Source organism: Metapseudomonas boanensis, assembly GCF_042232855.1.
Taxonomy (GTDB): Bacteria; Pseudomonadota; Gammaproteobacteria; order Pseudomonadales; family Pseudomonadaceae; genus Metapseudomonas; species Metapseudomonas boanensis.
On the sequence record NZ_CP113889.1, the window covers coordinates 4,129,902 to 4,141,710 of the forward strand.

The following is an 11,809-nucleotide window of genomic DNA, read 5'->3' on the forward strand; positions in this document are numbered from 1 at the left end:
TTGATCTGTCCTTTTGTTGTTCTACTTTGTTTTCCAAGTCTTGTCGGCATCCGAAGTTTGTCACCAGTTTCTTCAGGTCAGAAGTAGATATGAATTAATAGAGTGATTCATTGTCGTATATGGTCTGAGCGGGAAGTTGCCAAGCCGAAGGGTGTTCGGCTTGGCGATATCTCAATATCTACCTATTTCTCTCTCTGCGTCTCGGACTTTCTCGAGCTCGATTTGCTTGTCTATAACCGAAATCCTGTCGCGCACCCAATTCCGGACATTATCATTTTCGTGATCAGACAACTCGCTAAGAGTGCGCTTGTCCTCTTCAAGGTAAGGGACGAGTGAGCCAGACCAAGACCTGCTGTTCATGTTCGAGGATAGGGCCGAAGTGACTTTGCTGTTAGTCCCAAACGCCTTCAATATTTCTATAAATAGGTTTCCTGGGTGTGGCTCTTCTTCTATTTTTTCAAATATATTAAGGCAGGCTGCAACGAAGGCTGGTCTAGTTTCAGGCGCTAGTTCGCACCATGCAGTTATTCTATCGGCAGGAATGACTGAGAATACGCTAGGTAAGTTAATTGTTAGCCCATTCTCGCGTTCAAATAACTGCATTAACCAATATTTTTCTTTGCCTTTAGCAGTCGAGATTGCAATACCAAACAGCGGCCAGATCCTGTCATGATGTTTGCGCATGAGTCGCAATAGTACAGGCTTGATGTGATTCCAAATATCTCCATGATCAAAGCCGATCTTGCAATCAGAAATTATCTGTTTTGCAACTGCTTCGGCTAAGTCTGAGTTGGAGTCGCTAATGACTTTTTCAATCAGGTCTCGCCATATGTGCATATCGCGATTGTGTGTGTCAGTGTCTTTGTGAATCGGCAAATTGGCTAAAAGTGAAGATATTGTAGCTTGCAGCTGCTCAAGGTTTTTCTTTTCGCCAAAGCAGTACATGTAAATAATGTTGACTGCCGCCCAGTGTCCTTCCGTTCCAAATGTTGCGAGCTTTGAGCAAAAATCTTCCACGATCTCAGGGGCTAGATCGTCAAGTACTCCTCCATAGCTCAATGATATAGTGCTTCGAGCCTTAATTGAGGATGACTTGACCAAGCTTATAATTTTATCAAGGTGCTTTTTATCGATTTGTCCTGTTCGAATTGCATCTGGATAAAATTTCACCATTTTTAGGTCGTGGGAAAGTTTTTCTATATGGATTTCCCATTGGGCGGGGTTTCTTTCATAGATGCCACGCAATAGTCCGAAGGGGAAATCTGTGCTGGCTCTTTCCAGTGTCCTCATGAAGTCAAAGGTTCGATTAAATAGCTCCTCTGCTTTAGTTGTATCTAGAGCTAGTTGACGACCAAAGGCAAATCCCTGCTTTGGTCTTTCTTTAACCAATAGTGAAAGTTTTTCATATATTGGTTCTATGTCGCCAGAAATTTCCGTTGCAAGTTTCTTTGCATTCTCTGCCGCAATGTCAATGTATCGTCCGTCCTCGCCTTGTTCGTGCTCCCAGGGAGGATTTACTACAATAATTTTTAGTTTTTCTTCTATGCTCGTTGGGGTTGGCTCTAAACGCTCTAGCCATTCACTTATGGCTAGAGCAATCTCTGGCTTGCTCGCGTCGCTGTCGTATTTTTGTGCTGCCTTGAGACTGTCTAATGCCTCTGGCCAATATCTGCCGCTATAAGATATTACTCTATCTATTGCATCGCTAAGTAATTGTATCCTACCGTGGAATAGCAGGCCTCTAATTGATTCTCCAATTATCGATCGTGCTTTGTCTTCTTGCTCTTTCCCTCTTTCCATTAAAGTGAGGAGCAAATCAAATGCAGACTGCCAATAATCAAATATTTCTTGCCATATTTTGGGTCGCCATTCTTCTAGCGGTGGTTTGGTCCCTTGGTACTCAGCTCCCACCGACCTGCTTCCGCTGCCGGTATTTATTGCCTCCTTTAAAGCAGTTAGTACTACCAGGTCAATATTTGTAGAGTGGCAACGCAGGGCGCTTTTCAGTAATGAAAATTTAATATTAGGTTCTGCAGCTGTTCCCGATAGGTTGATTCTGTAAAGCTGGGAAAACATTCCGGTTGCGTTGTTGCTCCAGCTTTCATTTTCTGCCACTGCCATTAGCAACATGCACCATGCGGCTTTTTCGAAAGTGTTAGAGTGGAAGCAGAGCTTTTCTAGAGCCCAAACTAAATGTCTTCGAATATCCCCCTCAATAGAAAGAATGTCCTCATGGTTAAGGCTGGTAAGTATTCTATGTAGTGCCGCTGTGGTGGACTCGTGGTTGACGTTCACAAACGAGCGGAAGAGCCTAGAACCCCGAGCCGACAAGATCACTTCCGCTTGGCCAAAAGGGCCTTTGGGCCCACACAACTGTTCAGTGAGTTTCTTGACGTCTGAGTGGTAGTCAAGTTTTTCTATTTGGAAGCAGAAACCCTCAATCATGTCCATTGGCATTGAATCAAGCAATTCTCTTTGCTTGGCTTCCCTTGTTTTTGACCACCATTGTCCAGCTAATCTTATAGCAAGAGGCTTAGGTACTAGCTGGCCGTATCTTCCGCGGCGATCAATTATTCCTCTATCCGTGTAATCCTGAATGCACGAAAATACCGAGTCAATATTAACTCCAACAATTCCTGCAATGAAATCTAAATGCGCTTCAACCTCTCCTTCAATTCCGAATGTGTCAAAAAGAGAGCAGGCCTGAAGAATTTTGATTTTCTCTGGATTTTCACTTTCCCCTCTGCGCCATAGCAACTTCTGCGCTAGATCGTCTTCGGTTAAGATACCGATTCTTGGGTCTTCTGTAAGTCTTGCCTCAGCTAGTAAGACTGCCATTTGTGGAAAGCCTTGTGCGAATGAGACTATCCGCTCTAGGTCCTGTAATCTGTCTTTATAGATTGGAGTTAGTAGATGAACTAGTTCAGCATCACTCATGGGCTCCAATCTAAAGCAGATTGAGTTTGTGGAGACGGAGTCCAGATCATAGTCAAGTGTTAGTAGGCTTATTTGGCTTCCCGTGCGTCGTACTTCTTTGGAAAGGCTTTCATGCAGTCTATAGTCGCAATTGTCTACAACGAGTATTGCTCTAAGTCCCAACCCTACCCAGTCAGCGACTAAAGCATCTATTTGTGGTGCATGATTTGCGTCTACATATACTAAATGGCTTCTAAGAGACTCTCGTTCTTCAAATATTTGGAAGGCAGTTCTTGTTTTCCCTAGCCCTGACAAGCCCATTATTCGCAGGCAAACCCTAGGTTCTTCTATTTTTATTTTTAAGGTTTCAAGCGTGCTCCTCCTGCTCTCTGCTTCAAGATACGGTAGGCGCGAAATATCCTCGTGCCCCTCCCATAGTTGATATGTCTTCAGGCCTCTTTCAACCGGAGTGCCAGCCCAGTGCTGGACAGATACTATTGCTGCAATATAATTATTTACCCAGTCTGCTATCTGAGCAGCATCGTAGATCTCCATGAGGAACGAGTCGGCATACGGCTTGGTTTGAGATCGAAGTTGTTCTCTGACGGCTGTCTTCCGCTCATTCTTCTGCTGAGTATTTAGCTCCTGGGATGTGAATACTATATATGCGGCTCCGTCTTGAAGGTACTTGTCTAGTACAGGCTTGACTACGCTGGGTTGATTTGACCGGGCCTTGGTCATGATTTCCTTTGCGTATTCTGCTGGACCCATTTCGGTGGCTTTATTTTGGAATACTATCAGTCGGTGTGGGAGATAGTTTGTTTTGTTTGGGCCGTTATTCCAGCTAATAATCCCATCAATTCCGCCGTCGCCAACTCTTATGTTGAGTGCGACTTCGGCGGCGTCTTGGGAAATGCCGCTGTTATAAGCTTCGGATTGAAGTAGAATGCTTAATAATTGTGTAAGTTGAACGTCTGTTAGCCTGTTGATGTGCTCTGATTCAACTCGGAATGGTTTGGCCATTTGTGCTCTTATCCCTATAAGCTATAAGTCTAATAATTATGTTGTGAGTGTTAAGAATCTTTTCGGTTTGTGGTTAGATGTTGACTTCGCGGCTCTTGATGATTGAGCGTGTCGAATGAATAGGCTTATGCCAGCGCTTTGGTGTAAGGACGGCTCCTAGGTCATTATTATTTACAAGAGGGATGCCTATAAGCAATCACACCCTGCGGTGTACGCTTGCTCAGCTGTCATTACGTTGCTCCTTCAGCAACCTCATTGCATGGTGTCTAGGACTGCCGATCGTTTGTGATGATGTAGGCATGGACGCTGCGTGAGATAAGGGCAGCGGGAAAATGGGGAATCAATTTTTCCTAATCTCAAGACCCATCCGGCTGGTATCTGCCAGTCCTCCACCGGCAGCATCGGGCAGAGTCGGTCGGCCATTGAGGTCGGCAATCTAGCCGTGTCGATCAAAGCGAATTGGTGCTGGAGCCGCGAATGTCAGCGCCAAGCCGGCGCGGATGAAGGCGAGCCGATTTGCTCACTTTGAATCGCCGCCCGGCATCACTGCCTTTTGAAATCCACCTGAACAACATTGCCGTGCTCGAGCATCTCCAGGTGCTCGGCATACCACTGCATCATTTCCCGCCGTCGCTCCAGATAGATCGCCTTGTTGTAGACCCCTGATACACCTTCCTCCACATGCGCCAACTGCGCCTCGACGTGCTCACGAGGAAAGCCGTTCTCGCGCAACAGTGTGGACGCGATGTGCCGGAAGCCGTGGCCGGTTTGCCGACCTTCGTAGCCCATGCGCCGCAGCGCCATGTTGAAGGCCATGTTGCTGCGTGGCTTGGTCCGGTCGTTGCGGCCTGGGAAGAGTAGGGGGTAGCGCCCATTCAGTTCCTGGAGCTTGCGAAGAAGCTCCAGGGCTTGCTTCGAAAGCGGCACGACATGATCGCGGCGCTTCTTCATGCGTGCGGCGGGGATGTTCCAGAGTCCTTTCTTCAGATCGAACTCCGTCCAGGGCGCCTCACGTAGCTCGCTGGGGCGAACCGCGGTGAGCATCAGCAGGCGAAGGCCGAGGCGAATGTCGTTGGCGTGGGGATAGGCGCTAATGGCGCGCAGGAGGGCAGGAAGTTCTTCGTGCGAGACGTGGGCGTAGTTTTCCGCCGCCCTGGACTGGAGGAATTTGTGCAGCCCTTCGAGGGGGTTGTAGAGCGCGCGGCCGGTGACACGGGCAAGGTCATATATCTCCTTGCAGAAGCGCCGGACGTTGCCGGTCTGGTCGACGATTCCTTTGCGCTCCATCTCCCGCAAGAACTCCATCCACTCCATGGGAGAGATCTCCGTGAAGGGGCGTGAGCCGAACACCGGGAATACGTGCAGTTGGAGCGAGCCGATGATTCGCCTGGAGGTGCCTTCTTCCCAGCTCGGCCGGCGAGCCTCAAACCACTCGCGGGCGAGCTTCTCGAATGTGTTGGTGGCCGCAGCGATGGCGGCTGCCTTGCGGGCGTGTTTGGTGACGAGGGGGTTGTTGCCGTTGGCGGCTTCGGTTCGCAGCTCAGCGGCTTTCTTGCGGGCGAGGGCGCCGCTTACTTCGGGGTAGGCGCCAAGGCCAAGCCAGGACCATTTGCCGTCCGGCTTCTTGTAGCGGAGTTCCCAGGATTTTTGCCCATTGGGCTTCACGCGGAAGTAGAGCCCGTTGCCGTCGTGTTCGCGGTAAACCTTGAGCTCTGGCTCGAGGGTGGCCAGGGTGGTATCGGCCAACGGACGGCGCTTGATTTCTTGCCGTTTCATCCTTGTATGCCTCTGGTTCGAATTTTCCCCGGGCATACACATTAGCATACACGGCGGGGTGAAATGACCTGAAGCTACATGGTACAGCTAGAAACAAGAAAGCCCGCACTAGGCGGGCTTTTCAGGGTGTTTCTGGTACTACTTGGGACAACCAGAAACATCGTATTGGTCGGAGCGACTGGATTCGAACCAGCGACCTTCTCGTCCCGAACGAGACGCGCTACCAAGCTGCGCTACGCTCCGTTGTGTGACGCGCATTCTACAGAAAACTTTATGGCGTACAAGGGGTTAGCTGAAATTTTTTTAAGCTCCCGCTTGATGCCGGGGCTGAAATGTTTCGGCGCTGTCCGGACCGCATGCTTAGCGGGCGGGCGAAGGGGGCAGTTGAGTGAGGCCCGCCCCTCGGCATGGGCGGGGCGGGCTCGAGGGTCAGAGTTCCTTGATGGTACGTACCTGATCCTTGTTCACCTTGGCTTGTCTACCGTCGAGTTCTTCGAACTCGTAGAAGCCTGTGTCTTCGTCATAGTCGGGTTTGTCCACGGCCTGAAACTCGCGCCCGTCATTGAGGGTGATCACGGTTGGCGAGGAGCAGCCAGCCAAAGTGAAAAAGCCCAGTGCGAGCAAGAAGGCGGGAACTATCCGCTGGTTCATCGTCAATCTCCTTGAGGATTACGCTAGTTGTACGAGCGTTCTGACGTGAATCTTCCTGGCAAGTTCCGGAAAAAATACGGGCTGTATCTGGGCGCGCGTGGAAATGCTTGGCGTGCGGTAGATCCTGCAAGGTCAGTTGCGCCCTGCAGCGTCTTCAGTGCTTCGCCTGGGTAGCATCGAGCAATTCAGGCGTATTCAGGTTGGCCAGTCGTGGGTCGTTGGCAGGGCAGTAGACCGCCACGGGGTCGAGCTGGCGCAGGACGCGTTGGGGGCTTCGCTCACCTGCTTGCCAGGCACGTTCGATCTGCGGCAGCAAGGATCGTGGCAGGACGCTGAACAGCGGCTCCCAGAAGTCGCCCTGGCGCAGCATGACCGGCCGCTCCCCCGCCGCGTTCAGCAGTGCGTCCAGGAGCTCCCGATCGAGCAACGGGGCGTCGCAGGGCAATATCAGGAGGTGGTCATGACGGGCGGCGGCCAAACCAGCGCGTATTCCCGCCAGTGGGCCGGGGAAGTCCGGGCTGTCATCCTGCACCAATTGATCCGCCCAAGCACAGTAGCGGTCGGCGTTGCGATTGCAGGAGATGATCAGGTCATCGGTGAGTGGCCGCACGCGCTCATGCAGCCAGGCAATCAGCGGCCGGCCTTGCCACTCGATCAGGCCCTTGTCGCGGCCACCCATGCGCTGCCCGCGTCCGCCGGAAAGCAGCAGGATTGAGCAGGGCGGAAAAGGCGTGTCGGACATGGCAGTTCTCCAGTGCGGGGCTGTGATATAACACCGGCCATTCACTCTAACAACTGGAAACCAGCCATGAGTCACAAGGCCGAGGCGGTGTTCGTGCCGCTGAATATCGCCGTTCTCACCGTCAGCGATACCCGCACCCTGGAAACCGATACTTCCGGGCAGCTCTTCGTTGATCGTCTGACTGCCGCCGGCCACAACCTGGCCGCCCGGGTGATGCTCAAGGACGATCTGTACAAGATCCGCGCCCAGGTAGCCACCTGGATCGCCGAGGACAGTGTGCAAGTGGTGCTGATCACCGGTGGCACAGGCTTTACCGGCCGCGACAGCACGCCAGAAGCGGTGAGCTGCCTGCTCGACAAGCAAGTAGAAGGCTTCGGCGAATACTTCCGGCAGATTTCCGTGACTGACATCGGTACTTCGACCATGCAATCCCGAGCGCTGGCGGGGCTGGCGAATGGCACCCTGGTGTGCTGCCTGCCGGGCTCCACCAACGCCTGTCGCACTGCCTGGGACGGCATCCTGGGTGAGCAACTGGATAACCGTCATCGCCCTTGCAACTTCGTGCCGCACCTGAAGCAGGTTGGGGCGTGCGAGAGCCGCGGATGAGTGGTTGCGACCATGCCGGCCTGCTGCCGGTAGAAGAGGCCCTGGCCCGCCTGCTGGCGTTGGCCGAATCCGCGCCAATTGCAGGTGATGAACAGGTTGCCCTCGCCGAGGCTGATGGTCGAGTTCTCGCTGTGCCCCTGGTGGCCGGACTTGACTTACCGCCCTGGGCCAACAGCGCGATGGACGGTTATGCCCTGCGCCTGGCGGACTGGACTGGCGAGCCCCTGGTCGTGAGTCAGCGGATTCTGGCCGGTAGCGCGCCGCAGCCGCTACAACCGGGCACCTGCGCGCGCATCTTTACCGGTGCACCTCTGCCCGAAGGGGCCGACACAGTGGAGATGCAGGAGAACGCTAATGTCGAGACCGATGGCCGAGTGGCCTTCAGTGAGCCGCTGAGGCGAGGCCAGAATGTCCGCCCCCAAGGGCAGGAGACGCGCCGGGGCGAAACGGTACTGCCAGCCGGCACCCGCATGGGCCCGATCGAGATGGGGCTTGCCGCTTCCCTCGGTGCAGCTGAGCTGACTGTGCGACGCCGGCCTCGGGTGGCTGTCGTGTCTACGGGGGATGAGTTGGTGCCGCCGGGCCAGCCGCTGGGACCGGGACAGATCTATAACAGCAACCGCGCCCTGCTGATTGCCTGGTTGAAGCGCCTGGGTTGCGCCGTGGTGGATGCCGGTATCCTCGCCGACGACCTGGAGCTGACGCGTGCCGCGTTGACGGGGTTGTCGGATGTGGACCTGATTCTTTCCACGGGTGGCGTTTCCGTCGGCGAGGCGGACTTTCTCGGCCATGCATTGCGTGAGGAGGGCGAACTGGCTCTCTGGAAGCTGGCGATCAAACCAGGAAAACCGCTGACCTTTGGGCATTTTCGTGGCGTACCGGTGATTGGCTTACCCGGTAACCCAGCCTCGACGCTGGTGACCTTCGGATTGCTGGCGCGGCCTTACCTGCTGCGTCGTCTTGGGGTTCAGGAGGTCGAGCCGCTGGGCTTCACGGTGCCTGCCGGTTTCGTCTGGAAGAAGCCGGGCAATCGTCGCGAATACTTGCGTGCGCGCCTGGAGCATGGTCGCGCGGTCATTTACCCGAACCAGAGTTCAGGCGTGCTGCGCAGCGCGGCCTGGGCTGAGGGGCTTGTGGAGGTGCTGGAGGGCACCGCGCTGGCTGAGGGTGACAGCGTGCGTTTTATTCCGCTGAGCGAGATTCAGGCGTAGCACTGGGGCTAGCATGCACTAACCCTGTGGGGGAATTCATTCGCCCAGCGTGCCATTGGCCTGCCCTTCAAGGGCCAAGGGGCCGCTTTGCGGCCCTTCGCGAATGAATTTGCCCCTACAGAAAGCGATCAGCCCCCAGCTCGCCGTTTCGCCTCGCGGTATTCCCCTGGCGTCTGCCCGGTCCAGGCCTTGAAGCTGCGATGGAAGGAGCGCGATTCGGTGAAGCCGAGGTAGCTGGCGATGTCCTGGATCGGCAGGTCGCTGCGCAGCAGATAGTGTTCGGCCAGGTCCTGGCGCAGCCCATCGAGGATTTGCTGGTAGCTAGTGCCGGCCTGCTGCAGATGGCGTTGCAGAGTGCGCACCGTCATGTTGAATTTCTCCGCCACGCGCTCCTTGCGCGGTAGTCCGTCTTTCATCAACAAACGCAGCGCGTTCTTCACGCGCTGTGGCAGCGGCTCGTCGTCGTCCAGCCCGGCCATCAGGGCCAGGGCGTGTTCTTCCAAGGTGCGCAGCAGGTTAGCGTCGGCCTGGCGTAGCGGGACGCTCAGATACTCGAGCGGTACCAGCAGGGCGTTGCAAGGCTGCTCGAAGCGTACCGGGCAACCGAAGACCTCTTCGTAATCCTCCAGGCGAGTGTCTATCGGCTGCGCGTGCTCGAACCAGACTTCGCGCGGGGAGCGCCGCATGTCGGCGATCCAGCGCGCATAGAGCAGCCAGGAGGCGAGCACGTTCTCCACCATGTGACGGCGGATGGCCGGGTCCTGGTGACGGCAGCTCCAGATCATCCGCACTAGGTCGTCTTCAGCCTCGATGCGGCTAGTGCCCATGTCACCCACGAGCTTTTCGTAGGGCGCTATACGGCTCATGGCTTCGCCCAGGGTGGCGCAATTCATGGTGATGTAGCCCAGCACGCTCCAGGACCCCGGCTGCACGAAGCGCGCCGAGTGCAAGCCGAAGAGCGAATCGCCAGACACCTGGATAAAGTGCTTTAGCAGGCGTTCGTGGGTTTCGCTGGGCAAGCGTTTGCCATTGTCGGCCAGGTCCTGAGCGCTGAGGCCTGCGGCCTGTAGCGCGACACTCTGGTCGAGGCCAAGCTGTTCGGCGTGGCGAAGGTATTTGAGAAGAGCGGGGACTGAGGTATAGCCAAGCGATTGCATGTGAGTTCTTGTTCTGGGTTGTCCTGATTGGCAAGGGTCGCTGTCCCGATCCGACAGTGACGTCCTTGCGCGGCTGGCTAGTATAGGCAGCCATTGAAAAGCTCCGAAACAACTCGAACAAGGAGAGCGGCATGCGACGTTGGAATGGCTGGGGAGATGAGGCAACAGTGGTGGAACTGCCCTCCAATGGGCAGGCGTTCCTGGCTGCCCGCATCGGCGCCGGCCAGCCTTTGGTCGATGCAAGCCTGGCGCAGGTGCTGGCACAGGTGCCGGCTTCGCGCCTCGCCGCTCACCCATTGGTCAGCCTGGATGCCGAGGTGCGCGTGCGCCACGCCCGTGGCCAGAGCCTGCCGGATTGGCTGGCAATGCGCGAAGGCACCTTTGGTTGCTTTCCCGATGGAGTGGCCTTCCCGGAGACAGCAGAACAGGTTCGCCAGTTGCTGGCCTGGGCCGCCGAGCATGATGTGCTGTTGATTCCCTACGGCGGTGGGACGTCGGTGGCCGGGCATATCAACCCTCAGGCCAGTGCCAAGCCTGTGCTGACCCTGTCGCTGGAACGCATGAATCGCCTGTTGGAGCTGGACGAGGAGAGTCAGCTTGCCACCTTCGGCCCGGGCGCTAACGGGCCGCAGGTGGAGAGCCAGCTGCGTGCACGGGGCTTTACCCTTGGACATTTCCCGCAATCCTGGGAGCTTTCGACCCTTGGCGGCTGGGTGGCCAGTCGCTCCAGTGGCCAGCAGTCACTGCGTTATGGGCGCATTGAGCAACTCTTCGCTGGCGGCACCCTGGAAACCTTCGCCGGCCCGCTGGAGTTACCGACCTTCCCCGCCTCGTCGGCGGGGCCTGATCTGCGTGAGTTGGTGCTAGGTTCCGAGGGGCGTTTCGGTGTCATCTCCGAGGTCAAGGTGCGGGTCGGTCGACTGGCAGAAGACGAGGCGTTCTACTCCGTATTCATGCCCAGTTGGGAGGCGGCCTTGCTGGGCATCCGCACCCTGGCGCAGGCGCGGGTGCCGCTGTCCATGCTGCGCCTGTCCAACGCCATCGAGACTGAAACCCAACTCGCGCTGGCCGGGCATCCGAGGCAGATCGCGTTGCTGGAGAAGTATCTGGCCTTGCGTGGCGCCGGGATCGGCAAGTGCATGCTGACCTTTGGTGTTACCGGCACCCGGGGTCAGAACATCGCCTCGTTGAAGCAGGCGAAACGGCTGCTGAAAAGATTTGGCGGCGTGTTCACTGGCACCTTACTCGGCAAGAAGTGGGCGGAGAACCGTTTTCGCTTCCCTTACCTGCGTCACGCATTGTGGGAGGCGGGCTACGTGGTGGACACCCTGGAAACGGCCACCGACTGGGTGAACGTCGACCGCCTGCTCAACCTCATGGAAGGCAGTCTGCGCGATGGCCTGGCGGAGGAGGGCGAGCAGGTGCATGTGTTCACCCATCTCTCCCACGTCTATGGCGAAGGTTCGAGCATCTACACCACCTACGTCTATCGTCCCGGCGGCGGCTATGCCGAGGCCCTGAGGCGCTGGCGCAAGCTGAAGACGGCGGCCAGCGAGGTCATCGCCCGCAATCGCGGCACCATCAGCCATCAACATGGCGTGGGGCGCGATCACGCGCCCTGGCTGCCGGTGGAGAAGGGGCCACTGGGCATGGCGGCACTGCGGGCGATGGCATCGCATTTCGACCCCGAGCGGCGCCTTGCTCCCGGCGTGCTGATCGAGGATTGA

Annotated in this window: 8 protein-coding genes and 1 tRNA gene; 3 read left to right on the plus strand and 6 right to left on the minus strand. The window is 56.1% G+C overall.

Annotated features, from left to right (window positions below):
• Positions 1 to 171: 171 nt before the first annotated feature.
• The 5 genes from OXH74_RS19340 to mobA all read right to left on the minus strand — a co-directional run bounded on the left by OXH74_RS19340 (position 172) and on the right by mobA (position 7,108).
• Positions 172 to 3,939 (minus strand): hypothetical protein, encoded by a 3,768-nt coding sequence (locus OXH74_RS19340; RefSeq protein WP_375738407.1) that lies wholly within the window; start codon positions 3,937 to 3,939, stop codon positions 172 to 174.
• Between the two features lie 543 nt (positions 3,940 to 4,482).
• Complete coding sequence (locus OXH74_RS19345) at positions 4,483 to 5,715, minus strand: tyrosine-type recombinase/integrase (protein WP_375738408.1); 1,233 nt, start codon at positions 5,713 to 5,715, stop codon at positions 4,483 to 4,485.
• Between the two features lie 166 nt (positions 5,716 to 5,881).
• A tRNA-Pro gene (locus OXH74_RS19350) sits at positions 5,882 to 5,958 on the minus strand.
• A gap of 186 nt (positions 5,959 to 6,144) precedes the next feature.
• A complete protein-coding gene (locus OXH74_RS19355; RefSeq protein ID WP_375738409.1) occupies positions 6,145 to 6,366 on the minus strand; it encodes a YgdI/YgdR family lipoprotein in 222 nt (73 codons plus the stop codon).
• Between the two features lie 154 nt (positions 6,367 to 6,520).
• Positions 6,521 to 7,108 carry a molybdenum cofactor guanylyltransferase MobA gene (mobA, locus tag OXH74_RS19360; RefSeq protein ID WP_375738410.1) on the minus strand — a complete coding sequence of 196 codons (588 nt, stop codon included), beginning with the start codon at positions 7,106 to 7,108 and terminating at the stop codon, positions 6,521 to 6,523.
• Positions 7,109 to 7,174: 66 nt separating this feature from the next.
• Here mobA and moaB point away from each other — a divergent pair, with 66 nt between their 5' ends.
• Both moaB and glp read left to right on the plus strand, forming a co-directional pair.
• The gene (gene moaB / locus OXH74_RS19365) at positions 7,175 to 7,714 is read left to right on the plus strand and encodes a molybdenum cofactor biosynthesis protein B (protein WP_375738411.1); all 540 of its coding nucleotides are present in this window, start codon (positions 7,175 to 7,177) and stop codon (positions 7,712 to 7,714) included.
• Positions 7,711 to 8,925: a gephyrin-like molybdotransferase Glp gene (gene glp, locus OXH74_RS19370; protein WP_375738412.1), complete on the plus strand. Its 1,215-nt coding sequence runs from the start codon at positions 7,711 to 7,713 to the stop codon at positions 8,923 to 8,925. Before moaB ends, glp begins: the two co-directional genes overlap by 4 nt.
• A 128-nt stretch (positions 8,926 to 9,053) precedes the next feature.
• Here the strand turns inward: glp and OXH74_RS19375 are convergent, their stop codons facing one another.
• Positions 9,054 to 10,082: an AraC family transcriptional regulator gene (locus OXH74_RS19375; protein WP_375738413.1), complete on the minus strand. Its 1,029-nt coding sequence runs from the start codon at positions 10,080 to 10,082 to the stop codon at positions 9,054 to 9,056.
• A 131-nt stretch (positions 10,083 to 10,213) separates the two neighbouring features.
• Between OXH74_RS19375 and OXH74_RS19380 the strand changes: the two genes are divergently transcribed.
• Positions 10,214 to 11,809 (plus strand): FAD-binding oxidoreductase, encoded by a 1,596-nt coding sequence (locus tag OXH74_RS19380; protein WP_375738414.1) that lies wholly within the window; start codon positions 10,214 to 10,216, stop codon positions 11,807 to 11,809.